The organism is Brachybacterium sp. p3-SID957 (assembly GCF_025144775.1).
GTDB classification, from domain to species: Bacteria; Actinomycetota; Actinomycetes; order Actinomycetales; family Dermabacteraceae; genus Brachybacterium; species Brachybacterium epidermidis.
Genome location: NZ_JALXKT010000028.1, coordinates 1 through 24,398, shown reverse-complemented (window position 1 = coordinate 24,398; position 24,398 = coordinate 1). Strand labels below are relative to the sequence as shown.

Below are 24,398 nucleotides of genomic sequence, written 5' to 3'. Positions count from 1 at the left end.
GCCGATGACGGGTCAGGCCAGCAGGGCGGCGATGTCGGCGGCGGAGTCGAGACGGCGGCCGGTGTGGAACGGCAGCTCCTCGCGCACGTGCAGGCGGGCATCGGAGTAGCGCAGGTGTCGCATCATGTCCACCAGATCGTGCAGGTCGTCGGCCTCGAAGCTCAGCAGCCACTCGTAGTCGCCCAGGGCGAAGGAGGCCACCGTGTTGGCGTTGACCTGCGGGAAGTCGCGGCCCAGCTTCCCGTGCTCGATCAGCATGCGGCGGCGCTCCTCCTCCGGCAGCAGGTACCACTCGTAGGAGCGCACGAAGGGGTACACGCAGATCCACTGCTTGCGACCGCGGTTCTTCGTCATGAACGAGGGGATGTGGGAGCGGGTGAACTCGGCGGCGCGGTGCACGCCCACGGCTGCCCACTCGCGGTGCAGCAGGGTGCCCGCCAGGGAGTTCTCCAGCGTGCGCAGCCCGGCCTGCAGGGCCTCGGGCTCCTCCGCGGCCAACCACAGCATCAGGTCGTCCTCGGCGCGGAATCCGGAGACGTCGTAGAAGCCGAGCACCTCGCAGCCGTCGGCCTCGATCAGGGAGATGGTCTCCTCCACGGCGGTGGTGAGCTGCTCGGGGCTGGCCTCACCCTCGGCGGCCAGGCCGCCCAGGCGGCGGAACACGGTGTAGGAGGTGTAGCGGGTGATCTCCTTGCCGGCGCTGTCGGGGCCGTCGCGGCCCTCGGGGCGGGAGGGGGCGGGGTGCTGGGTGGTCATGGGCGGTCCTCCTGGACTCGGTGGGTGGATGGGTCGGGGATGGTCATGGCGCGGGCGTCAGCCCGCACGATCGCGTCGATGCCGGTGCCGGCCCGCCAGGCCCCCACCAGCTCGAGGCTCGGCTCCTGGGCCAGCAGCTCGGTGATCGCGTCCAGGGCCTCGCGATGGCCGGGGCCGGGGCGGCGCATGGCACGCTGCCAGGTGATCACGCGGGCGGCCCGCAACTGGGAGCGGTCCAGCGGGGTGCGCAGGATCGTGGAGGCATCGGCCAGGGCCAGGTCGATGATGGTGCCCTCGGTGCCGTCGGGGCCATGGGAGTCATCCTCGGGAAGCTCCTCCCCGGGACGGCCGTAGCTCAGACGCACCACGTGCAGGCCGTCGGCCGCGCGACGCACGTGCTCCCACTTGGCGGTGGCGTGGGTGAGGGCCTTGGCGCGCACCCCGGGGGTACCGGCCGCCACCAAGGCGCCGGTGCCCGAGGGCGAGGAGTCCAGTGCGGGAGCCTCCAGCACCAGGGCCACCAGTCGCACCGGCACCGCGGGCGCGGAGGGAATCGCACGGGCCAGCGTGGGCAGGGCCTGCTCCAGCAGGGTCGCAGCGACATCGGGCGGGCAGGCCAGCACCAGGTGCTCGGCCTCCAGGTGCACCTCGGTGCCGTCGGCACCACCGGTGGCTGCACCACTGGTGGCTGCACCACTGGTGGCTGCACCACTGGTGGCTGAACCACTGGTGCTGGCGCCTCGGTCCGTGCCGAACGCCGTGACCTGCCAGGTGCCGTCGTCCTTGCGTGCGACGGCGAGTGCGCGGGTTCCGGTGAGCACCTCGCCGCCGTGGGTGCGCAGCTGCGCCTCGAGCGCCCCGGGCAGCTCGGCCATGGTGGGGGTGAGGGCCCGCACGGCCGTGCCTGCCCCGCGACGGGAGGAGCGGGAGGTCTCCGGGCGCAGGGACCGCACCGCAGCGGCGAGAGAGCCGTTCTCCCGCACGGCGTCGGGCAGGCGGGGCAGGGTCGAGGCCAGCTCCAGGGAGTAGGGGTCAGCGGAGTGCACCCCGCCCACCAGGGGTGCGACCAGTCGATCCACCACGCGCCTGCCCATCCGGCAGCGCACGTAGTCACCGAGGGTGACGTCCGGACGCAGCCCCCAGGAGGCCGGCAGGAGGCGTTCGGCCCAGGCACGAAGGGCCCCGGTGGTCCCCAGCACCTCGCGGGTCTCGGGGGACAGGGGGCGGGCCGGGATGCCGAACATGCCCCCGGGCGGCGCGATGTGCACGCCGGCGGCGGAGACCAGGCGGCTGCCGCGACCGGTCACGGGGGAGACCACCTGATCGGCCAGGCCCAGCTGCGCGATCAGCGCCTCGACCGCGCCGTTGCCGACCGACCAGGCCTCCGCACCGATGTTGATGTCGATTCCGCCGACGGTGCGGGCGGCGATCGCCCCGCCGGTGGAGGGCTCGGCCTCCAGCAGGGTCACCCGTCGGCCCGCGAGGGCGTGTCGCCGGGCGGCCAGCAGGCCCGCAATGCCGCCGCCGACGACGACGGTGCGCTCGGGTGAGCTCATCCCGCGGTCCCGGTGGTGACAGGAGCCTCGACGCCGCCCGAGCCCGACTGGGCGGGCGCACCGGCCGTGGACAAGCCCTGTGACGACGAAGAGCCGTCCGGCGAGGAAGCCGAGACGGAGGGCTGCTCGTGCAGGTGGGCGACCAGGTCGGTGAGCACCTGCGGGTCCGTCTCCGGCGGGACGCCATGGCCCAGGTTCACCACGTGACCGGCCGCGGCGGCGCCGTCGGCGAGCACCCGATCGGCCTCGGCGAAGCGCACCTGCTCCGAGGTGAACAGCACGGCTGGGTCGATGTTCCCCTGCAGGGGGGTGCCGGGGGGCAGATGTGTGGCGGCCTCGGTGAGCGTGATGCGGTGGTCCACACCCATCACGGTGGCGCCTGCCTCATGCATCGGGGCCAGCAGGTGCGCGGCCCCCACCCCGAAGTGGACGCGGGGCACCGGCAGGTCCGCGACGTGGTCGAACAGGGCGCGGGAGTGGGGCAGGGCCCCGGTGCGGTACGTGTGCTCGGAGAGCGAACCGGCCCAGGAGTCGAACTGCTGGACGGCGGAGGCGCCGGCCAGCACCTGCGCGCGCAGGAAGCGACCGGAGGCCTCGGCCACCCAGGCGGCCAGTCGGTCCCACACCTGCGGCTTCGAGCGCATCAGCGCCCGTGCGGCCAGGTGGTCCCGGCTCGGTGCCCCCTCGACCAGGTAGGAGGCCACGGTGAAGGGGGCGCCGGCGAAGCCGATCAGGGGAGTGGATCCCAGCTCGGCGACGGTGAGGCGCACGGCCTCACGGATCGGCTCCAGGGCCTCCTCGAAGGAGTCGTCCAGCACGGGCAGAGCATCGACGTCGGTCTCGGTGCGCACGGGACGGGCGAAGACGGGGCCCACTCCGGGCTTGATCTCCACCTCGAGGCCGGCCAGGCGCATCGGCACCACGATGTCGGAGAAGAAGATGCCCGCATCGACGCGGTGGCGGCGCACGGGCTGCACAGTGATCTCCGCAGCCATCTCCGGGATCAGGCACGAGTCCAGCATCGTGGTGCCCTCGCGCAGCTTCCGGTACTCGGGCAGCGAGCGCCCGGCCTGGCGCATGAACCACACACTCGGCGGGGCATCGGTGCTGACCCCTCGGTAACGGGCCAGCAGGGGCGCCTCGGCGGTGCCGGAGTCGGCGCTCGAGCGCTGCAGCGGATGGTCTTGTGGCAGGTGGGACCGGACGCGATCGCGATATGACGCCGTGTCGCGAAATACGGCCTCTGACGTGCTGTTTTCTGTCATGGCGACCCCATTGTGCACGACTCGTCACAGAGGTGGCTGTGGGAGCGGTGCCGAGGTGACATCAGTCGTAGGATCGTCGGCATGCTTGTGGCCGTGCGCGCTTCCCATGAGCACCTCGACCTCGGGGTGCTCGACGCGCTCACCCGCAACTCGGAGCAGCTGCCCCGGGAGCTCAGTGCTCCCGGTGCACCTCTGGACGGCATGGTGGTGCTGTCGACCTGCAATCGGCTGGAGCTGTACCTCGATGCCGAGCGCTTCCACGACGCCGTGGACCACGCGATGGCCGCCGTGAGCCGCACCAGCGGTCTTGCGGAGCAGGAGGTTCGCCAGCTGTTCGAGGCCGCGATGGGCACCGAGGTGGCCCAGCACCTGTACGAGGTCACCGCTGGGCTGCGCTCCGTGGTGATGGGGGAGTCCGAGGTGGCCGGGCAGGTGCGCGCCGCCTTCACCGAGGCCCTCGAACAGGGCACCACCACTCCCATGCTCAACGACCTGTTCCAGGAAGGGCTGCGCCAGGCCAAGCGGGTCTCCTCCTCGACCCGTCTGGGCGCGGCCGGCCGCACCGGGGCGGCCGTGGCCCTGGACCGCGCGATCGAGGTGCTCGAGGTCCCCCTGGCGGAGGCATCGGTGCTGGTGATCGGGACCGGCTCCTACGCCCGCCTGGTGGTTGCCGAGCTCGCCCGCCGCGGCGTGCAGGACGTCTCCGTGTTCTCCAGCACCGGTCGTGCTACGGACTTCGCGGCCAGTCACGGCGTGCGCGCGGTCCAGGACGACGGGCTCGCCGCTGCCGCCGCAGGCGCTGATCTCGTGGTCGCCGCCTCCGGTCACGGTCAGGTGCTGCTGCACGCCGAGCACCTGAGCGATGCCCGCCCCCGCGTGATCCTGGACCTGGCCCTGCACTCCGACCTCGACGCTGCCGTGCGCGAGCTCGAGGGGGTGCGGGTGATCGGCCTGGCGGACTTGGCCGACGACATCGAGGACGCCGGCCAGCTGGCCGCCGCGCGCGAGATCCTCACCGAGGGGGTGGACCGCTTCGTGTCCCGGCAGGAGACCCGCAAGCTCGACCCCGCCGTCACCGCCCTGCGCGGCCGCGTGGCCGAGGCACTGGATCAGGAGATCCAGGAGATCCGAGAGCGCTACTCGGAGGACGTGGCGGCCGATATGGAGCGACGCCTGCAGCGCATCGCCTCACGCGTGCTCCACCTCCCCACCGCTCGTGCCCGTGAGCTGGCCCGCGCGGGCGCCGCCGATCAGTACGTGGAGGCGATACACACCCTGTTCGGGATCGACCTGGGGGAGCCGGAAGAGCGGTCGACCCTGGCCGTCCCCGGCGACAAGGCGCCGGTCGAGCTGCGCGGCTGAATCGAGAGTCCACGCGGGTCACCTGACTGCACGCCCCGCCCCGGGGTGGTCACCACCTGAAACCGCTGTCAGTGAGCTGCTTGTCCACCGCCTCCTGCATCGACGCCGCGTAGGTGCCGGAGGTGTGGCCGGCATCGATGAACACCATCACCTTCCCCACCACGGGCCGGCACTCCTGCTGCGGGCACACCAGCGAGTTCAGGCCCAGCGGCACGATCACGGCACCGGCGGGGGATCCGCAGCGGACGGACCGTCGGGCAGCAGGGAGGCATCGAGGCGCAGGCCGTGCGGACAGCAGACGGTCCACGCTGAGCTGGTGTCCGGTGGAGCCGGCCAGCAGCACCAGCGCTGCTGCAAAGAGCGGCCACAGAGCGATCCAGCCGGGGAACGCGCCTTGCACGTCCACCAGCATCCCGCAGGAGACTAAGGCCACCAGTCCCGCCCAACCGGCCACCACCCGGCGGGTGAGGAGGCCGCGCGATAACCGTGCTGGCACAGCCACGGGGCCGATCCGCCCGGCGCCGACCGTGGGCTGGCGCGCCGCCCCCGCAGGCGGCTCCCACGCCGGGCGCGGGGACGGCCGTCGAGCCGCCCGGGCCGGTGCCGTTCCTGCCGAGTGCTGCCGCCCGCGGCATCAGCGCCAGCGACATCAGGCTCCCGGCGGAGAACTCCCAGACCCGAGCGAGTGTGTCGAAGTAGGCCACGGTCTGCTGGGTCCCGGTCGAATGCACCGACCATGCCAGGGACGTCGCCGTGACCACCGTGAACACGACCGTGAGGGCGCCGCGCACCGGCACTCCTACCGCACGCGCCATCAGGATGACGACGGAGATCAGCACCGGCCACACCAGGAACACCTGCGCCTGGATCGACAGGGACCAGAAGTGGTGGAACACCGAGGCGGTGGAGGCGTCCGCCGCGTAGTAGTCGGTGCCCCGCTGGATCTGCACCCAGTTCTGCAACTGCAGCAGCGATGCGGCCGCATCGGTCAGCGACGGCAGCCACCTGTCCGCGCCCAGCAGGGTGAACACGCCCACCAGCGAGGCCAGCACCACGACTGACGCCGGCGGCAGCAGGCGCTTGAACATGCGCGCCCAGCAGGCAATCGGCCGGGGCCGCCCGTCCCGATCCGCTACCCGCAGGAACGTCCCGGTAAGCAGGAATGCGGACAGGAACAGGAACACGTCCACCCCGCCGGAGACCCGGTCCAGCCACACGTGGTAGACGACCACCAGGCCGATCGCCACACCGCGCAGTTCGTGCAGCTCGGGGCGGAAGCCCGGCGTCCGCGCCGGGGCCAGGAGATCGCGCGAGGGGGATACCGACGGGCCTGCGGCCACCGCGGGAGGTTCCGCGGGGCCGAGGGCAGCGCCATGGGGGAGGCGGGGTCTCTGTGGTCAGGTGTGCCGATACAGCGCTCAGCCCCGCAGGAACGCCGCGCAGGCGCGCTGCAGCAGCAGCGGGTCCTCGGTCGCGCACATTTCCCGGGCCGAGTGCATCGACAGCAGCGTGATGCCGGCGTCGACGGTGGTGATCCCCAGGCGGGTCGCGGTGATGGGGCCGATGGTGGAGCCGCATGGCATCGCGTTGTTGGACACGAAATGCTGGTGGGGCACGCCGGCCTCCTCGCAGGCCTGGACGAACGCCGCGATCCCCACCGCGTCGGTGGCGTAGCGCTGCTGGGCGTTGATCTTCAGCACCGGCCCCTCGCCCAGGCGCGGCCGGGTCACGGGATCGTGTCGCTCGGGGTAGTTGGGGTGGGCGGCGTGCCCGGCATCGGCCGAGAGCACCATCGAGCCCGCGAAGGCGCGTCGGCGCGTGGAGTCGGTTCCGCCGAGGGCCTCGTGCATGCGCACCAGCACATCCTCCAGGAAGGGGCCGCCCGCACCGGACCGGGTGGCAGAGCCCACCTCCTCGTGGTCGTTGGCCACCATCAGGGCGATCGGGGCATCCGCGCTGCGCGGCGCGGAGGCGATGGTGATCAGGGCCTGGACCTCGGCGTGCACGGAGGAGAGGTTGTCCAGGCGTGCGGAGGCCAGGAACTCCTCGTTCGCACCGAACAGTGCCGGCTCATGAGCGTCGACCGTGACCACGTCGAAGCCGACGATCTCCCCGGGGCTCACGCTGCGCCCCGTGGCGTCGCCAGCCCGCTCGGCGAGGATCTCCAGCACGTCCACCGGACCGATCCCCAGGATCGGCTGCATGTTCCGCTGGGGGTCCAGCTTCAGTCCCTCGGCGTTAACCCCGCGATCCAGGTGGACGGCCAGCTGGGGGACTCTCAGCAGGGGCGGGGTGTCCACGAGCACGGTGGTGCCGTCGCGCAGCGCCAGCTGTCCGGCCAGCCGCAGCTCACGGTCCAGCCAGGAGTTCAGCAGCGGACCGCCGTAGATCTCCACTCCCACCTGCGAGAGGCCCTCCCCGCCGAGCTGCGGGTTCGGCTTGAGCTTCAGGGCCGGGGAGTCCGTGTGGGAGCCGATGATCCGCCAGCTGCTCTTGGCGCCGGCACCCTCCGGGGCGGACCAGGCGATGATTGCGCCGTCGCGCACCACATAGCGGTCTCCGGTGACATCCTCCGCACCCCAGTCGTCGGCCTCCAGCAGTGCCGTGAACCCGGCTGTCTCCAGGCGTCGGGCGGTCTCCTGGGCGGCATGGAAGGACGAGAGCGACGCGGTGACGAAGGCACCCAGGTCCAGGGCAGTCTCGCGAGCTTCCGGTGAGGGCCGGGAGGTGGAGCGGCGGCCGGGCACGGGGGAACGACGAGCAGTGGGGGTCATCCTGGTATTGAACCATCGGCGGACCACGCCGTGGGTTCCGGGGTGCGAGCCCCCGTGGGGGTGCTCAGTCGTTCAACTGCCCGTCCACGCCGCGGCAGGGAAGCATCCGCAGCAGTTTCGCCTCACCCACCTGCATCACCACTTCGGCGGCCCCGGTCTCGGAGATCTCGTTCAGCCCGGTGTACGTGGCATTGCGTCCGTGGATCTCCTGCGGCCCGAAGTCCAGAGCGAACTCGACGTCGAGCTCCTCGGCGGCATCGCACACTTCCGGGACGGTGTTCGCCTCGTCGAGGCGGGCGTTGAGCAGGTGGACCTCCGGCTCTGCGGCGAAGCCCATGTAGGTGTTCAGCACCGGCCGGTCCGAGATCGCATAGGCCAGGGAGCTGCCGTTCCAGGCGTTGGTGGCGATCACGGCGTCCTCCGGCACCACCTCGGGCAGGCGTTCGAGGAGCTCGCGCTCGTCGGCGCTGAGCAGGTCCTCCATCTGCCATCGGCCTTGGAGGAAACCCAGGCTCGCACGGTTCGCCGGTGATGCGATGCTCATGACGATCAAGGCAATAGCTGTCGCGATCGCCATAGCGGGGACATGATTGCCCATTCGGATCGGTAACGAGCGCGCCGCCCGCCGAATAATGGCGTCCAGCCCTATGGCGAGCAACGGCACCGCGACCACAATGGGAATCGCCGTGATGCGATTGCTGTCGCTGTACCAGTTGCCCGTAAGCAGGTAGCGCAGATCTCCTGCGGGTTCTGATCGAGCCACGAAAGAAAGGGCGCACCCGGCGATCCATGACACCACGAGCCACCGGGATCTCGTCCGGATCAAGACGACCAGTGCGCAGATGGACATAAGGCCGGCAAACGGCTCCCAGGTAGGGGTCTCATTGGGCGACAGGGACAGCACCTGTCCAAGGGCTTGCACGCGGGAGGCGTTCGGACCCCATACTGCCGAGGACTGTGGTGGGCTGAAGCGCGTCCATGTCGCAGCCGTCCCCACGATCGCGATCAGGGTGAGCACCGCAGTCGGCCAGAGTCGATAGAGAGCACCGGGGACTCTTCGGACCGCCGACACCAGGTGGACCCCTGTGGCCCAGACCATTATCGGTAGACAAAGCACGATACCCACGAACACGCTTTGTGGATGGGAGAGCGTGACTGAAGCAAGGACGACGGGAGTGAGCACCGACAGCTGGAACGTGTTGAGGTGGTGCTGTCCTTCCGGGGCAATCTGCGCGATGTGCGCCACCGCCAGTACCACCGTCGGCATCATCGTCATGGCCATGAAGTAGGGAAGAACGAGTCCCCACCCCATCAACGTCAGCGGCATAGCCACTGAGATTCCCGACAGTGCGCCGGCCAGGAACCAGCCCACGGGCCCCGTGGGGGTAGTGGTTCGCACCAGAGCAACGATGCTCACGGGCCACACCAGCACCCCAAACGTGAGCATTAGGATGTTCGAGGACAGCACGATGTCACCCGTGGAGAGCTGGGTCACCAGGCTCGCGGTCTGGTGCCACAGAGCCGGGTAGTAGCCAGCCTGCCCCTCCAGCTGCGTCATTCCCCCCACCACCCAGGCGGAACCATCGCCGGAACGCAGGATGTGGCGGGTCGCGTTGAGGTGGAAGACGTTGTCGTAGGTCTGGCTGACAGCCCGGATGGAACCGAGCATGCGAAGAGCCTGCAGCAGGATCACGCCACCTCCGAGCAGGATCCCGGCGACTACCGAAACCGTGCCGCAACGAGCGGCTGCGAGGAAGTGCCGCTGTGACCCGGGTTCGGAGCCCAGCTCTTCGGTAGCGGACTCGCCGTGAGCTATGCGGGGGGCGAGCTGACGGCCTCCCAGCCATAGCGCGGCTCCGAGCAGGGTTCCGAGCGCCAGGGGAGTCCCGACGTTCCAGGGGATCCCGGTTGCGCTTCCGAGCTCGGCTGACAACGTGACCAGCAGGAGTGAGGCGGGTGGGAGGAAGGCTGCGCCGGTCAAGGGCCGCAAGCGCAGGGCCAGGATGCTCGGCAGGCCGGGCACAGTCAGAACGGCTAGGGATACAAGAGCGGTGCACGCGATCTCCAAAAAGCCCACCGGTGCTCACCTGCTTCCTGCTCGGGTCGGCGCCGACCCGCCGCATGAACGCCTACATCCTAGGTCAGCCGGGTCGCGCTGATGCAGCCCGCTCCGGCGGTCAGCAGGCGCATCAGTCCTCAGTGCTGTCCAGCTCGTTCCGCAGCACCGGCTCCAGGGCGCTCTCCACGAACAGGCGGGTGAGGTGGTTGTCGTCGAGGTAAACGTAGGTGTCGCCCAGCACCGGCGCGCACCGGCCATCGGGGCACACTTGTGCGGTCAGGTCCACCAGGGTGACCTCACCGGCATCGGCCGGCGGGGCATCGGATGGACCCCGCGCAGAGAGTCCAGCGAGCGATGCGGCCGGATTGGTGATTGCGAGCCTCTGCTCGACTTCTGCGCCGCAGGCCAGGTCGGCATCGGCGGGGGAGCTGCCGCCGGTGATCACGCGCTCGGCGCACTCGTAGCGGTCGCTCCCCCAGCGCGGGGTGTCGCGCACCGCGATCACGTCGATCCCGCGGTCCAGCAGCATCTGAACACCTGTGTCCGTCCCTGCGGGCATCACCTCCTCGGCGGAGTCCGCCTGGGTGCGGGTCACGGTGGTCAGCACCATCGAGGGTCTCACCGCGTCGATGTAGCTCAGCGCGTACTCGTCGTAACCGGTGCAGTAGGGCGTCCGCTCGGTGCCGAGAAGGAACTCGCAGCCGTCCATGGTGAGGTTGACGATCTGCGCGCCGCTCTGCTCGGCCCACGGGACGAGGGCCGGGATGAACTGGCGGGCGTGGGAGCTTCCCACTACCACGATGGTCTCCTGCGCGGTCGAGTCGGCTGGCAGCAGCTGCTGGCAGTGCACGTGGCGGAACTGCTTCTCGGGGGCCCAGGGGCCGTCGCAGCGCTCGGGCAGGTCCGGCCATTGGGAGCCCAGCTGCCACCCGTAGGGACGGATCGAATGGGAGGAGACGGTCGCGACCTCATCGGTGGCCACCTCCGGATTGGCCGAGACGGTGGGTCGCTCCGGTTCGCTGCCGGTCAGGGTCAGCCACCAGCCGCCGGCTGCTCCCACCACCAGGGCCACCGAGGTCGCCACCACGGCCAGCGCCCGCCAGGGCCGTGCCTCCAGGCGACGGGAGCGTCGCACGGGGGCGTCCACGGCGCGGGTGAGCACCCAGGCCAGCAAAATCGACCCGGCCAGCACCACCAGACCGTCCAGCAGTCCGGCGCGCTCCTGCTGGCTGGCGTGCAGCCACAGCACCAGCAGCGGCCAGTGCACCAGGTACAGCGCGTAGGAGATGTCGCCGATGAATGCAGCGGGCCGGGTGGACAGCAGCCGGTCCACGCCCCAGCGGGTGCCGGTATGTCCGGCGATGACGACGGCTGCGGCGCCGGTGAGCGGCCAGATCGCAATCCAGCCGGGGAACTGGTCGGACACGTCGACCAGCACCCCGCAGGCGAGCAGAGCGATGAGACCGGCCCAGCCGAGCATGGCCCGCTGCGTGCCGAATCGCGGCGCGGTCTCGTCCTCGGGGCGACGGGCGCCGGTGTGACGGTCGATCCACGGCAGAGCGAGGGCGAGCATCGAGCCTGCGGCGAATTCCCAGAGGCGGGCTCCGGTGTCGAAGTAGGCCACGGGCTGGTTGCTCGCGGTCTCGATGATCGACCAGGTCAGCGAGGCCGCGACGATCAGCGCCATCAGGCCCAGCAGTGGGCGGCGCACCGCTTTCCCGCGGCGGGCGAGCGGCACGGCCAGCAGGAACAGCAGCGGCCACAGCAGGAACGCCTGCCCCTGCACGCTCAGCGACCAGAAGTGCTGCAGGGGTGAGGAAGCCCCGGCGTCGCGTGCCTGGTAGTCGACCTCCTGGAACACCAGCAGGACGTTCTGCACATAGCCGATGGACGCGGCGGACTGCTGCATGACCGTCGGCCAGATCGAAGGCGGCAGCAGCCACCAGGTGGCCGCCAGTGTGGCGAGGATGGTGACCGCGGCCGGGGGCAGCAGGCGTTTGAAGGTGTGCAGCCAGTAGCGCGGCACGGCGAGCGGGCGCCCGGCGTCCAGACGGCGCACGAAGGTGCCGGTGAGGAAGAAGGCCGAGAGGAACAGGAACACGTCCACACCGCCGGAGACCCGGCCGAGCCAGATGTGGTACACCGCCACCAGCATCAGCGCCAGGGCGCGCAGCCCGTGCAGCTCCCGACGGAACACGGGGCGCTCCGGGTGGGTCTTTCGCGCGCCGGTGCCTCCCCGGTGGCCCGCAGGTGCCGCCGACGTCGCCTCGGCCCCCTGCGCGGCCCCCTGCGCAGCACCGTGAGCGAGCGCGGTGCCCAGCGGTGCGGCGGTGCCCTGCTCGATCGCGGCCCCGCGGTGCTGGCGGTCCGGGTGGCCGGTCACGGACTCCGCGGTGGACCAGGCGTCCTCCGCGGACTGCTCCATGTGGTCCTCGAGCGGGCCCTGCAGCCAGTCGTCGAGCGAGGAGGCCGGCGCCGGCCCCTGGGTCCAGTCCTCCAGCCGGGAAGGCGCCACCGAGCGTGCAGCGGTCGCACCGGCGGACGGCGCGGATCGCTCCGGGCTGCTGTCGGTCCCCACGGCGGGCTGGACCCACGGGTCCTCGCCGGTGGGCTCGGCGCGGCGGGCGTGCGGGGTCGGCTGATCACCAGGCGAGCTGATCGTGATCTCCTTCCGCTCTCCCGCTCCCATGCTCCGTCACGGCTCTCCGGGGGGGCCGGACAGCAGGCGCTGCCGTGCGGTGCGCCGGGCGCACTGCGGAGGATCCTATGCGAGACCACCCCACCGGTGACCATGGATGGAACCGTGATCACAGGGCACCGCGGGTGGCTCATGGGAGCATGGGACGGTGAACGAACTGCCTGCCGACGTCGGCTTCGAGGTCACCGCCCGCCATGGCGAGAAGGCCCGCGCCGGCGTGATCTCCACGCCCCACGGTCCGATCGCCACGCCCGCCTTCATCCCGGTGGGCACCAAGGCCACCGTCAAGGCGGTGCTGCCGGAGACCATGGGGGAGCTGGGAGCGCAGGCCCTGCTGGCCAACGCCTACCACCTGTACCTTCAGCCCGGTCACGACCTGGTGGACGAGGCCGGGGGACTGGGCGCCTTCATGAACTGGCCCGGCCCCACCTATACCGACTCCGGCGGCTTCCAGGTGATGAGCCTGGGCGCCGGGTTCAAGAAGGTGCTCTCCAGCGAGTTCGCCGGCGGCTCCAGCGCCCGCACCTCCACCGGGGAGGACGACGCCGTCGCGGAGGGAAAGGAGCGACTGGCCCACGTCGACGACGACGGCGTCACCTTCCGCTCCTTCATCAACGGCGACGTCCACCGCTTCACCCCTGAGATCTCCATGCAGATCCAGCACGGACTGGGGGCCGACATCATGTTCGCCTTCGACGAGCTGACCACGCTGATGAACTCCCGCGGCTACCAGGAGCAAGCGCTGGAGCGCACCCGGCTGTGGGCGATCCGCTGCCTGGCCGAGCACACCCGTCTCACCGCCGAGCGCACCCATCGGCCCTACCAGCAGCTGTGGGGTGTGATCCAGGGCGCCCAGTACGAGGACCTGCGCCGGCAGGCCGCCCGCGACCTGGGCGGCATGGACGTGGACGGCCAGGTGTTCGACGGCTTCGGCATCGGCGGGGCGCTGGAGAAGGAGAACCTGGGCACCATCGTCGGGTGGGTCACCGATGAGCTGCCCGAGGACCGGCCCCGCCACCTGTTGGGCATCAGCGAGGTGGACGACCTGTTCACCGCAGTCGCGGCCGGGGCCGACACCTTCGACTGCGTCTCCCCCTCACGCGTGGCCCGCAACAGCGCCGTATACACCCGGAAGGGCCGGGTGAACCTCACCGGCGCCCGCTACCGCCGCCAGTTCGCACCCATCGACGAGACCTGCGACTGCTACACCTGCACCCACTACACCGCCGCGTATGTCCACCACCTGTTCCGGGCAAAGGAGATGCTGTCCTCCACCCTGTGCACCATCCACAACGAGCGGTTCGTGGTGCGCCTGGTGGATGAGATCCGCGCCTCCATCACCGACGGGGACTTCGAGGCCCTGCGCGAGCAGCGCACCGCCGACTACTACGGCTCCCCGCGCTGAGGTCCCCGTGCCCGCCCCCGATGACGAACCCCCGAGGTTCGAGCTGCCGCAGTTCGAGCTGCCCGAGTCGCCGGAGCACGAGGACACGACCGGCGCGGAGCCTCCGCGCGAGGACCCGCCGCTGGATGCCACCACCGCCCTCGGTGCTGCCGTCACGCTGCTGGCGCTGGCAGCCCTGAGCGCCCTGCTGGGGCAGCACTTCCTGTGGGGATGGCTGCGCATCCTGGCCGGGGTGCTGGGTGGTGCGGGGGTCGGTGCGGCCCTGCTGATGGTGCTGCACTGGCGCCGCTGGGTGCTGGCCGGGATCGCAGCGGCCCTGCTGGCACTGGTCCTCACCGTCCCCGCAGTGCTCTCCGCCCGCGCCGCGCCACTGGCCTCCATCGCCCTCGCCTCGATCCCCGCGCTGGCCGACGACGACCGCGTCACCTCTCTCCCGATCCAGGACAGCCCGGTGCTGGTGCAGCGCGCCGACGGCTCTGGGGAACTCCTGCGCGGCAGCCGGGTCGACGAGATCCCCGCGCAGGCGGGGGAGATCCTGGCCCTGAGCGCCGAGGGCACCCGCCTGCTGCGGGTCACCGGCACCACCGGTGAGGCCGAGGGTCCCACCACCACCGTGCTCGACCTGACCCCCGACACGGTCCCTGTGCCTCTGACCGCACTGGGCGGGGTGCCGATGGCCCTGGCCGGAGACCTGCTGGTGCTGCGCACCTGCACCGAGGGCACCTGCCGCATCAGCGGCCACGACCTGAGCCTCGCGTCGGATGACAGCACCGCGGTCCCCGCCCTGTGGACGATCTCCGACGGCACCCAGAGCGATCCCGGTGCTGTGCGCGGAGCAGATCCTGCCGGGATCCCCCTGCCGGCCACGGGCGCGCAGCCTGCCGGCCTGCTCGATGCCCTGCGCAGCACCGGGATCCTGCCGGCGATCGCCCTGGTCCACGACCCCGCACAGGGATGGGTGCAGCTGGACCCCGCCACCGGCTTCCCCCAGGGCCAGGTCCTGGCCCGGCCCGAACAGGACTGCCGGATCGCCTCCACCGCTGCGCCCCCTGGGCCGCCGTCCCTGCAGGAACCAGGACCCGTGGTGCTCACGGTGTGCAGGCAGGACGACGGCGCGATGACCGCCACCGCCCACCGCGACGGATCAGTGCTGTGGACGTCCGAACCGTCCCCTGCCGGCGAGTGGACGGTGACCCTGGACCAGGGCAGGGTCCTCGCCGCTGGCACCGAGCAGGGGAGCGAGGTGAGCGGCGAGATCGTCGCTGGGGAGGCGCAGTCCGCCTGGACCGCTCCCGGCGGCTCCGTGCTCCAGCAGGCCTCGGCCCTCACCTCCCGGATCGGCATCGACGGGGCCCGCATGGTGGTCACCAATGATGCGGGCCAGCTGGTCGCCTACGACACCGCCGACGGGGAGAACACCTGGACCTCGGCCGTCCACGACGAAGCGGCCGCCGCGCAGGGCGTCCCGGGGGTGCGCGGCGTGCTCGGTGCCGGATCCGCGGTGGTGCTCGACCCGGCGGTGCGCACGGCACCGCTGGATGCCCGCGACGCGCGTCGGCTGCGCATCTTCGATGCGGCCACCGGTGAGGTGAGGATCGAGGCGGTGGTGGCGGGGGCCCTCGAGCCCGTGGCGGCCGTGGGCGTCGGTGCCGCACTGGTCACCGAGGGCGACCGCACGCTGCTGCTGAGCCGCTGAGCCACTCAGCCGCTGAGCCGCTGAGCCGCTGGGCCGCTGGGCCGCTGGGCCGCTGGGCCGCTGGGCCGCTGGGCCGCTGGGCCGCCGACGCCGGGCGAGGCCGCATGCAGAACCGGCCGCCCCCAGGGGACGGCCGGTTCGCCTGCGAGGTCGACGGGGTCGGGACCCCGTCAGGCGCTCAGCGCGCCTGCGGAGCTCTGCTTGACCCAGCTGCGGGCCATCATCGCGCCCACGATCAGGGCCACCGCGATCAGCAGCCCGCGGCCGATCTCCAGCACCAGGACCACCAGAGCCCACACGCCGACGCTCTCCGGATCGGTGGAAGCGCCCACCGCGATCATGTAGATCACCTGGACGATCCAGTACAGGACCACCGCGAGCACGATCGCGCCGACGACGATGAGCGCACCGATGCGGCCACGACCACGCGCCTGGACGGCGACGATGATCGCGACCACGAGCAGCGCCAGCGACACCACTCCGTTCAGCAGCAGCATGAGCAGTGCGACGATCCCTCCGCCAAGGGCCGTCACCCCCATGGCGTCACCTCCACCCGCCGACGAGGCGCCGATGGCGAATCCGGCGACGGCGCCCACGATGTACTGGGCGAGCCGGACCGCCACCACAGCGATCGCGAGGATCAGCAGCCACTTGGTCAGCTTGTCCAGCGTCGAGGGGGCGGTGGCCGGTGCACTGGGAGCTGCTCCCGCGGCGCCGGGGTAGCCCGCCGGAGCCGATGCCGGGGAGCCGTACCCGCCCGGGGCCGGCGCAGGGGAGCCGTACGCCGGCGCGGGCGAAGCACCCGGCGCCTGCCCCCACTGCTGCTGGTCAGCCGGGGCCGCGCTGCTGCCGCCGGGCTGGCCCCAGCCCTGCTGCTCGCCAGCAGGCTGCTGCCCCCAGCTCTGCTGCTCGCCAGCAGGCTGCTGCCCCCACCCCTGCTGCTGGTCCCCCTGGCCGCCGGGCTGCTGGCCGTACGGGTCCATCGGATTGTTCTGCTGTCCGTACCCCTGAGTCATGACTCTCCTCGATCGTGGCGGTGGCGCGGTGACGCCCCGCGACAGGCTATATGTCGCGGGGCGCCAGCGGTCACGCGCCGACCCATCGTGACCGAAGGGTTTCCCCGAGGTCGCTGGCCGGCGGCCTGCTGTGCGTCAGCCGTTCACCGGCCGCAGGCGGAAGGTGAAGGTCTCCTCCCGCGCCGTGAGCACGTACGTGTCCAGCGGGATCGGGCCGCAGGCCGCGGATCCCACGCCGTGCATCGCCGCCGTCAGCGTGACCCAGGTGCGACCGTCCGGCCGCAGCGCGCCGTCGTGCAGGCGCAGGTCCAGCTCCGCGGTGGACCAGGGCCGCACCGCCAGGCCCAGGCCGTCCGGTGCCTGCAGCTCCAGTCCTGCGCCGCCACCACTCAGCACGGCACGCACCACATCGGCGCGATTGCCGTTCTCCTGCGGGAACACATATGGGACCTGGAGGTCGGCCAGCGTGGAGCGCCAGGTGCCGAAGGTGGTCCCACCCCCGGTGTCCGGGTAGGACTCGTGGGGGCCGTAGCCCTGGTACTCCACCTCGTCCAGGCCGCCTGGCAGCGACAGGGTCCAGCCGATCCGCGGCAGCGGCAGGTCCGCCGGCCAGAAGTCCACCGGGGTGATGGTCACCTCGGCCTCGACCTCCGTGGCCGTGCCCCGCCAACGCTCGGTCACCTCGGCCCCGAGCTTGGAGCCGTCCAGCCCCAGGCGCGTGCGCACCACCAGCTGATCGCCCTCGACCGACACCTCGACCAGGCGGCGACGGGCATGGTCCAGCCCGATGCGCTTCCATCGCGCCTCCAGCGGGTAGCGGGTGCGGGCGCGCTCGTTGTCCACCGGGGCGCGGTACAGGTCCGCGTAGGCGTGCTCGACGTCCATGGAGCCCAGCTCCACCAAGCGGCCCAGGTCGTCGAACCGGGCCGGGCCCAGCTGCCAGGAGCCGTCCTCGCCGTGCTCAGGGGCGACGGCCCCCTCGAGGGCGGGCACCGCGGCGCGGCGGTGCCCGACATCCACGTGGTCGGCCGCGACCACGATGTGATCGGCCGGGACGGGGCCCACCGCCTCGCGGGTCAGCAGGCGCACCGTGGTGACGCAGCCCTCGCCGGTGGGGAGGGCGACATCAGCGCTGTGGCCGGCAGCGAGCTCGGGCAGCTCCAGCTGCTGCCACGTCTCCTGGCCGTCCAGCGACACCTCTGCGCGCAGACCGCTGAGGTCCGAGAACGCGTAGCGGTTGTGGATGCGCACCGAGCCGCGCGTGAGCTCCAGCCCCACCGGGGAGTAGTGGTGCTTGGCGTCCAGCAGGGCAGGGGAAGGGGTGCGGTCCGGCAGCACCAGGCCGTCGGCCACGAAGTTGCTGTCGTGCAGGCGCTCCCCGAAGTCACCGCCGTAGCCGTAGATGCGGTTGCCCTCGGCGTCGGTGGTCTCCAGGCCGTGGTCGATCCACTCCCAGATGAACCCGCCGTGCAGCGCCGGGTACCGGTGGGTCAGCTCCATGTACTCCTTAAGGGAGCCGGCCCCGTTGCCCATCGCATGGGCGTACTCGATCCACAGGAACGGCTTGGACAGTGCCGGGGCCGGGTCCTCGGCGGTGCCGAAGCCATCGTCGGGAGCATCCACACCCAGGTGACGCAGCATGCTCACCAGCTTCGCGCGGTACTCCTCGGAGAGCTCGCGCCGACCGATCTGCTCTGTCTCGTCGACCGTGCTGTACATCAGCGAGAACACGTCGGACTGGTCGCAGCGGTAGTCCTGCTCGTAGATCACCGGGCGGGTGGGGTCCACCTCGCGCACCGCCGCGATCATCGCGTCGGTCACCACGCCGGTGGCGGCCTCGTTGCCGATCGACCACATCACGATCGAGGCGTGGTTGCGGTCACGCAGCACGAAGCGCTCGCTGCGCTCGACCAGCAGCTCCTCGTACATGGTGTTGTCGGACGGGCGCTCCGCGGCACCGGTGGGGTCCTCGCCCCAGGTGGAGTCGGCGTGGAAGCCGTGGGTCTCGAAGTCGCCCTCGCAGATCACGTACAGGCCGGCCTCGTCGCACACCTCCAGGAAGCGCTGGTGGGGCGGGTAGTGGGAGGTGCGCACGCCATTGAGGTTGTGCTGCTTCATCAGCGCCACGTCCAGGTCCTGGTTCCCCTGGTGCTGGGTGCGGCCCACCACCGGATCGGTCTCGTGGCGGTTCACCCCGCGGAACACGATGCGCTCGCCGTTGACCCGGAAGATCTCGCCGTCCACCTCGATGCGGCGGAAGCCCAGCCGCAACGTGACCGTCTCGGCACCGGAGGAGACCGTCGCCTCGTACAGGTGCGGATCCTCCGCGGACCACGGCCGCACCTGCCCGGCGTCGATCTCGATGCCGGAGGAGGTGGACAGGCCCAGACCGGGCACCTCCACGGCGGCGTCGATCTCGGAGCCGTCCGCGTCGTAGGCGGTCACGCGCAGGGTGCCCGCGCCCGTGGCGGGATCGAAGTCGGCCACGGTGGCGAGGTCGTGGATGCCGCCAGCCGGTCGCAGCAGCAGGTCCACACTGCGGAAGATCCCGGAGGCCCACCACATGTCCTGGTCCTCGACGTAGGTGTTCACGGACCACTGCACCACGCGCACGTCCAGCTGGTGCTCGCCCGGGCCGGAGAGGGCCTCGGTGACGTCGAACTCCTGGGTGAGCCTCGAGCCGGTGGTCACGCCGATCTCCTGGCCATCGATCCACACCATTGCCGCGGAGTCCACGCCCTGGAAGCGCAGCAGGACGCGCGCCCCCTCCTCGAGGGCCGAGGACCAGTCGGCGGGCACGGCGACGGAACGGGTGTAGTGCCCGGTGGGGTTCTCGTCGGGCACGTAGGGGTGGTCGCGGGGGATGGGGTAGATGACGTTGGTGTACTGGGGTGCGCCGTAGCCCTGCAGCTGCCACAGGCCGGGTACCTCGATGGGGGCGCTCTCGCCCAGGTCCGAGCCGTCGGCCCGGGTTCCGTAGCGGAAGTCCCAGGTGCCGTCGAGGCTCAACTCGGGGGCGTCGCTGTGCAGGTGGGCGCGCCCGCGCAGACGGTTCCTCCCGGCGGGCAGCTCCTCCCACCAGTGGTCGGTCAGGGCGGTGGCGGGGATGGTGATGCCGGTACCGGTGGCGGCGGCGGACGGTGACGGGGTGGTCATCGATGCTCTTCCTCGAGTGGTCCTGGACTGTGGGATCAGGGACTCCCGGCCCGGCGACGTCGCGGTGGATCGACCGTCGTGGACAGCCCGGACCGGTGCAGCCGAACAGGGTTCGTGAACGTTCCCGAAACAGGCTACCGCCCCACGTCCGGCCGCGCACCCCCGGATGTCCCGAGGCCCCCGCGCCACGTGCCCGATCCGGGTGCATCTGCGACAGACGCCCCTTCTCGCACCCGCCCCACACGGTTACGGGTGAGTACCTTCCACGATCTGGAAGCCAGCCGCCCGGTGCTGAAACCGTCGCGCGGTGCTGGAGCCGCCGCGCGGCGAGGGAGGCAGGGAACCGATCCGGGACCTGGCCCCCGGTCCCCGACCTGGCCCCGGTGCGGGAACTGCCGCCCGGTGCACGGAGCCCGGTTCAGGGCCGCACCGGTAGACTCGCCCCTCGTGACCACGCCTGAGCCGAACCGGTGGACCTCGCACCGCGCCGACGCGGTGGTGGCCCGCAAGGAGAACTACGAGCAGCTGCGGCGCCTGAGCACCTGGCGCCTGCTGGCCGCCACCAAGGCGCCCGCTGTCCTGGCCATCCTGCAGTCCGTGTTCCCCGCCGGTGACCGTCGACTGCCGCGCAGCGAGCTGGTGGCCCGCGTGGGCACCCACCTCGCGCTGCTGCACGACGACGAGCCGGAGCCCGGCACCGGCCGCACCGGCCGCACCGCACCGGAGTACGTCGACGGCTGGGTGCGCGAGGGCTACCTGACCCGCCGCGACGATCCCGCGCAGACCGAGACCACCTTCGAGCCCTCCCCGGCCACGATCGACGCGATCCAGTTCATCGCCTCGCTCGAGGAGCACCGGCCCACCACCACCCAGTCCCGCCTGCAGCTGGTGGTCCAGCAGTTCGACCGCCTCGCGCAGGAGACCGAGACCGACCGGGACGTGCGCCTGGCCGATCTGCAGCGTCGGCGAGAGCGCATCGAGCAGGAGATCCGCGACCTCGCCGAGGGCGAGCTGATGCTGCCCAGCGCCGAGGCCTCCCTGGACCGCCTGCGCGATGTGCTGCAGATCGCCGCCGACCTCTCCGGCGATTTCCTGCAGTACCGAGAGGACCTGCGGGCCGTGGACCTGCACCTGCGCGAGCAGATCCTCTCCCCGGAGGGATCACGCGGCGAGGTGCTCGAACAGCTGCTGGCCGGTGACGACCTGCTGGGGCAGTCCAGCGTGGGCCGCACCTTCACCGCCTTCTTCCGGATGCTCAACGACCCCGTCCAGACCCGCACCGCACAGGAGCTGGTGGACCGCCTGCTCTCGCGCGACTTCGCCCGGGCCCTTAGCCGCGAGGAGCGCGAGCGCCTGGCCAACGTGTTCTCGGACCTGTACGAGCCGGCTCAGGAGGTGCTGGACGTCAAGACCGAGCTGTACCGCTCGCTGGCCCGATTCGTGCGCTCCCAGGACTTCCGCCAGCACCGGGTGCTGCTGGAGGCGCTGCAGGAGGCGCAGGGCGTGGCCCTCGCGCAGAAGGACGAGGTCTCCACCCGCACCCCGTTCCCGCTGGAGCTGGACCTGTCGCGGGTGCAGATGTCCTCGGTGGCGCAGCACCGGCTGAAGGACCCCACCGATCCCGGTGCGCCCGCCGAGGCCGAGGTGCACGACGTCACCGCGCTGAGCGTGGAGGTGCTCGAGGACCTGGTGCGGGTCAACGACATCGACATCGTGGGCCTGACCGGGCGGGTGAACGACGTGCGCGGCTCGGCCGGGCAGGCATCGATCGGGGACGTGCTGCGCTCCCATCCGGCAGACCAGGGCCTGGCCAGCATCATTGGCCTGATGTTCCTGGCCACGCAGTACGCGCAGGAGCGCGAGGGTTCGACCGAGCTGGTGGGCTGGCGGGAGCTCGACGGTCGCGACTACGCCGCGAAGGTCCCCGCCTACTACTTCCTGGAGGATGTTCCGGCGCAGTGACCGGGGTGGTCATCGACCCCTGAGGGCTCTGCGCAGCTGCTCCTGGGCGTCCGGATGCAGATCCTCGGGCTCCGGCCTTCCGGGGATCTGCTGCAGGTGCGAGTTGCGCTCGGGTGAGAGCCTTCCCGGCGGCAGGGCCTGGGCGAGGATCGCGTCGGCCGGTGCCACCCCGGCGTCCTGCATGGCCGTGGCGATGCTGCGGATCAGGCGTTCGGCACCGCCGGTCACACTCAGGCGGAGACCACGCCGAGCCCGACGCCGACGCCGGCCACGATCGGGGCCGCAGGCCCGAACAGGGGAGCGGCCAGGACCAGGCCGCCGCTTGCCACGGACAGCCCGCCGGAGACCTTGTCGTCGGTGTCACCGGTGGCGATCTGGTGGATGCCGAACCCGATGTCGAGCCCGGGCAGGAGCTTGCCCAGACCGGGACTGCAGCTCCATGATCCCCATGCGCATACGGCTGCCGAGATCGCGCAGCTGGTCCGTGTCGGCCCCCATGAACGTCATGCTCGCCCTCCTCTTTCGCAGGACGGCGGTCAGCGCGGCCCTGGTCGTCCTCGTGCACTCGTTGGCGTTGAGCATGAGGCTGGCGGGGGCCCGGGGGATCGGGGAATGGGGAGAGGTCCCCATGTCCTCGGGGTGATGATGCCCTCCGGGTGGGTCAACGCGTGCACAGGCGGCGCCGCAGCTGCTCCTGCATCTCTGCCGGCGCGTCCCCGGAGCCGGTCCTGTCCGTCCGGGGCCACCCGGGGACCTCCTGCATGTGCGAACCGGGCTCACCCGAGAGCCGGCCCGGCGGCAGCGCCCACTCATGTGGTCGCTCCTTCCTCCCTCAGCTCCGCCAGATGGGGCTCGGCCCGCTCGCGCAGCACCTCCAGATCGACCCCGTACTCCTTCATCCGACAGCCCAAGCCGTTGGGCTTGACCTCGATGCCCTCCTGCTGCCAGTGGGGCAGGGCCCGTCCCAGCAGGGGGTGGTCCCCCGAGGCGCTGGTGACCCGCCACCACGGCACCCCGGATCCCCACTCGCGCATGATGCGACCCACCAGGCGCGGCCCCACCCCGGCGATCGCTCCGACCTCCCCGTAGGCGACCACTCTGCCGGGCGGCACCTGCTCCACCACTCGCAGCACGCGCTCCACGGTGATCTCGTCCATCCGGGCTCGCGGTGCGGCAGGCATGCCCGAAGTCTGGCACGAGCGGCACCGGATCCAGCAGGGGCTTCAGCTCGTCATACTCCGACATCATGGGTTCTGCTTATGGCAGTCGTAAGTTAGCGCCGGGCCCCATGATCATGACCGGACTTCTCCTCGGCGCCGCGCTGGGCTACGTGCTCCAGCGCTCACGCTTCTGCGTCACCGGCGCCTTCCGTGACCTCTACCTGGCTCGATCCACCCGCTACTTCACGCCGTTCCTGCTGGCCATCGCCATCCAGGCGGTCGGTGTCGCAGCGCTCACCGGCATCGGCGTGATCGCTCCGGAGCCCGCCTCCTTCGCCCCGCTGGCCGTGATCGGAGGCGGCCTGCTGTTCGGCGTGGGCATCGTCCTGGCGGGCGGCTGCGCCACGGGCACCTACTACCGAGCGGCAGAGGGCCTGGTGGGCTCGTGGATCGCCCTGATCTTCTACGCCCTGTTCGCCGCGGTCATGAAGTACGGGCCGCTGGGCGGCTTCACCGAGGCCGCTCGCTCGCGCACGGTGGGCGATGCGACCGTGCACGAGACCCTGGGAGTGAGCGTGTGGGTGCCCACCGTCGTATTCGGCGGGATCGTGGGTGCGCTCGTCGTGCGCGAACTGCGCCGCAGCAGCGGCAGGAAGGTCGCTGCCCTGCCGCCGCGCCGCACGGGCCTGGGCCACTACCTCGCCGACATCCCGTGGAGCCCGTGGGTGGGCGGCGTGCTGCTGGGCCTGATCGCCATCGCCGCCTGGGTGCTGTCCACGGCCGCCGGCCGCAACGGCGGCCTGGGGATCACCACCCCGTCGGCCAAGGCGGTCACCTTCCTCACCACCGGGGATGCGACGCTCGTTGACTGGTCGGTGATGCTGGTGCTGGGAATCCTGGTGGGCTCCTTCGCCGCCGCCAAGCTCTCCGGTGAGTTCCGCTGGCGCACGCCGGACTCGGCCACCATCCTGCGCAGCGCCGGAGGCGGCGTGGTGATGGGCATCGGCGCCGCGCTCGCCGGCGGCTGCACCATCGGCAACTCCCTGGTGGAGACCAGCCTGTTCAGCTACCAGGGCTGGGTGTCACTGGTGGCGATCATGGCCGGCACCTGGGCGGCGGCCTGGTTCCTGCTGGTACGGCCCCAGCGCGCAGCCCGCGGCACCGCTCGACCCGCCCCTGTTCTCAGCCCGGTCGCCTGAGCCGCTCTGCAGCTCTGGATCCGACTGGTGGCATCTTAAGGACCGCTGGATCGAACCCCACCCCTGAAAGGACACCCCATGGCCACCTACACCCTCGAGACCAACGGGGCCGTGTGCCCCTTCCCCCTCGTCGACGCCAAGCAGGCCATCGCGCAGCTCGATGCCGGTGACGACCTCGTGATCGGCTTCGACTGCACCCAGGCCACCGAGTCCATCCCGCAGTGGGCGGCCGACGCCGGCCACGACGTGGTCGCCTTCGACCGCACCGGCGATGCCGGCTGGACCATCACCGTGCGCAAGGGCAGCTGAGAGCGGGCGCCCTGCATGGCACCTG

General features: G+C 71.4%; 17 protein-coding genes and 1 pseudogene. 6 read left to right on the top strand and 12 right to left on the bottom strand.

Annotated elements, in window-relative coordinates; translation table 11 throughout:
* Positions 1-12 precede the first annotated feature (12 nt).
* The 3 genes from hemQ to hemE are packed head-to-tail and all read right to left on the bottom strand — an operon-like array spanning position 13 to position 3,577.
* Entirely contained in the window at positions 13-756 is a 744-nt protein-coding gene (hemQ, locus tag M3B01_RS07800; RefSeq protein WP_259790868.1) for a hydrogen peroxide-dependent heme synthase, read from the bottom strand.
* Positions 753-2,312, bottom strand: a complete 1,560-nt coding sequence (locus M3B01_RS07795) for an NAD(P)/FAD-dependent oxidoreductase (RefSeq protein WP_259790865.1) — start codon at positions 2,310-2,312, stop codon at positions 753-755. Before M3B01_RS07795 ends, hemQ begins: the two co-directional genes overlap by 4 nt.
* Positions 2,309-3,577, bottom strand: coding sequence for a uroporphyrinogen decarboxylase (gene hemE / locus M3B01_RS07790; RefSeq protein WP_259790863.1), 1,269 nt, complete (start codon positions 3,575-3,577; stop codon positions 2,309-2,311). The genes M3B01_RS07795 and hemE overlap by 4 nt, the downstream gene beginning before the upstream one ends.
* Positions 3,578-3,658: 81 nt before the next feature.
* Between hemE and M3B01_RS07785 the strand changes: the two genes are divergently transcribed.
* Positions 3,659-4,939 (top strand): glutamyl-tRNA reductase, encoded by a 1,281-nt coding sequence (locus M3B01_RS07785; protein WP_259790861.1) that lies wholly within the window; start codon positions 3,659-3,661, stop codon positions 4,937-4,939.
* Between the two features lie 49 nt (positions 4,940-4,988).
* Here M3B01_RS07785 and M3B01_RS07780 read toward each other — a convergent pair whose 3' ends face one another.
* The 5 genes and pseudogenes from M3B01_RS07780 to M3B01_RS07760 all read right to left on the bottom strand — a co-directional run bounded on the left by M3B01_RS07780 (position 4,989) and on the right by M3B01_RS07760 (position 12,461).
* On the bottom strand, positions 4,989-5,372 hold the full coding sequence (locus M3B01_RS07780; RefSeq protein WP_259790859.1) for a hypothetical protein: 384 nt from the start codon (positions 5,370-5,372) through the stop codon (positions 4,989-4,991).
* A gap of 274 nt (positions 5,373-5,646) precedes the next feature.
* Positions 5,647-6,156 (bottom strand): annotated as a pseudogene (locus M3B01_RS14725) (acyltransferase); the annotation flags it as partial.
* 201 nt (positions 6,157-6,357) lie between these two features.
* On the bottom strand, positions 6,358-7,713 hold the full coding sequence (locus M3B01_RS07770) for a M18 family aminopeptidase (protein WP_259790854.1): 1,356 nt from the start codon (positions 7,711-7,713) through the stop codon (positions 6,358-6,360).
* Between the two features lie 64 nt (positions 7,714-7,777).
* Positions 7,778-9,790 carry a DUF6541 family protein gene (locus tag M3B01_RS07765; RefSeq protein WP_311203208.1) on the bottom strand — a complete coding sequence of 671 codons (2,013 nt, stop codon included), beginning with the start codon at positions 9,788-9,790 and terminating at the stop codon, positions 7,778-7,780.
* A gap of 112 nt (positions 9,791-9,902) precedes the next feature.
* Positions 9,903-12,461 (bottom strand): acyltransferase family protein, encoded by a 2,559-nt coding sequence (locus tag M3B01_RS07760; RefSeq protein ID WP_259790848.1) that lies wholly within the window; start codon positions 12,459-12,461, stop codon positions 9,903-9,905.
* A gap of 157 nt (positions 12,462-12,618) precedes the next feature.
* Between M3B01_RS07760 and tgt the strand changes: the two genes are divergently transcribed.
* Both tgt and M3B01_RS07750 read left to right on the top strand, forming a co-directional pair.
* The gene (gene tgt, locus M3B01_RS07755) at positions 12,619-13,875 is read left to right on the top strand and encodes a tRNA guanosine(34) transglycosylase Tgt (protein WP_396123347.1); all 1,257 of its coding nucleotides are present in this window, start codon (positions 12,619-12,621) and stop codon (positions 13,873-13,875) included.
* Positions 13,876-13,882: 7 nt separating this feature from the next.
* Entirely contained in the window at positions 13,883-15,571 is a 1,689-nt protein-coding gene (locus tag M3B01_RS07750) for a PQQ-like beta-propeller repeat protein (protein ID WP_259790845.1), read from the top strand.
* Between the two features lie 170 nt (positions 15,572-15,741).
* Here M3B01_RS07750 and M3B01_RS07745 read toward each other — a convergent pair whose 3' ends face one another.
* Both M3B01_RS07745 and M3B01_RS07740 read right to left on the bottom strand, forming a co-directional pair.
* On the bottom strand, positions 15,742-16,587 hold the full coding sequence (locus M3B01_RS07745; RefSeq protein ID WP_259790843.1) for a hypothetical protein: 846 nt from the start codon (positions 16,585-16,587) through the stop codon (positions 15,742-15,744).
* A 135-nt stretch (positions 16,588-16,722) separates the two neighbouring features.
* The gene (locus M3B01_RS07740; RefSeq protein WP_259790840.1) at positions 16,723-19,743 is read right to left on the bottom strand and encodes a glycoside hydrolase family 2 TIM barrel-domain containing protein; all 3,021 of its coding nucleotides are present in this window, start codon (positions 19,741-19,743) and stop codon (positions 16,723-16,725) included.
* A 447-nt stretch (positions 19,744-20,190) separates the two neighbouring features.
* On the opposite strand from M3B01_RS07740, the gene M3B01_RS07735 reads away from it, so the two are divergent.
* A complete protein-coding gene (locus M3B01_RS07735; RefSeq protein ID WP_259790837.1) occupies positions 20,191-21,705 on the top strand; it encodes a DUF3375 domain-containing protein in 1,515 nt (504 codons plus the stop codon).
* A gap of 9 nt (positions 21,706-21,714) precedes the next feature.
* On the opposite strand, the gene M3B01_RS07730 is transcribed toward M3B01_RS07735, so the two are convergent.
* Together M3B01_RS07730 and M3B01_RS07725 are read right to left on the bottom strand one after the other, a co-directional pair.
* Positions 21,715-21,933: a hypothetical protein gene (locus M3B01_RS07730; RefSeq protein ID WP_259790834.1), complete on the bottom strand. Its 219-nt coding sequence runs from the start codon at positions 21,931-21,933 to the stop codon at positions 21,715-21,717.
* A gap of 581 nt (positions 21,934-22,514) precedes the next feature.
* Positions 22,515-22,862: an MGMT family protein gene (locus M3B01_RS07725; protein ID WP_259790892.1), complete on the bottom strand. Its 348-nt coding sequence runs from the start codon at positions 22,860-22,862 to the stop codon at positions 22,515-22,517.
* Positions 22,863-22,999: 137 nt separating this feature from the next.
* Here M3B01_RS07725 and M3B01_RS07720 point away from each other — a divergent pair, with 137 nt between their 5' ends.
* Together M3B01_RS07720 and M3B01_RS07715 are read left to right on the top strand one after the other, a co-directional pair.
* Entirely contained in the window at positions 23,000-24,064 is a 1,065-nt protein-coding gene (locus M3B01_RS07720) for a YeeE/YedE family protein (RefSeq protein WP_259790831.1), read from the top strand.
* A 78-nt stretch (positions 24,065-24,142) separates the two neighbouring features.
* The gene (locus tag M3B01_RS07715; protein ID WP_259790828.1) at positions 24,143-24,373 is read left to right on the top strand and encodes a sulfurtransferase TusA family protein; all 231 of its coding nucleotides are present in this window, start codon (positions 24,143-24,145) and stop codon (positions 24,371-24,373) included.
* Positions 24,374-24,398: the final 25 nt, after the last annotated feature.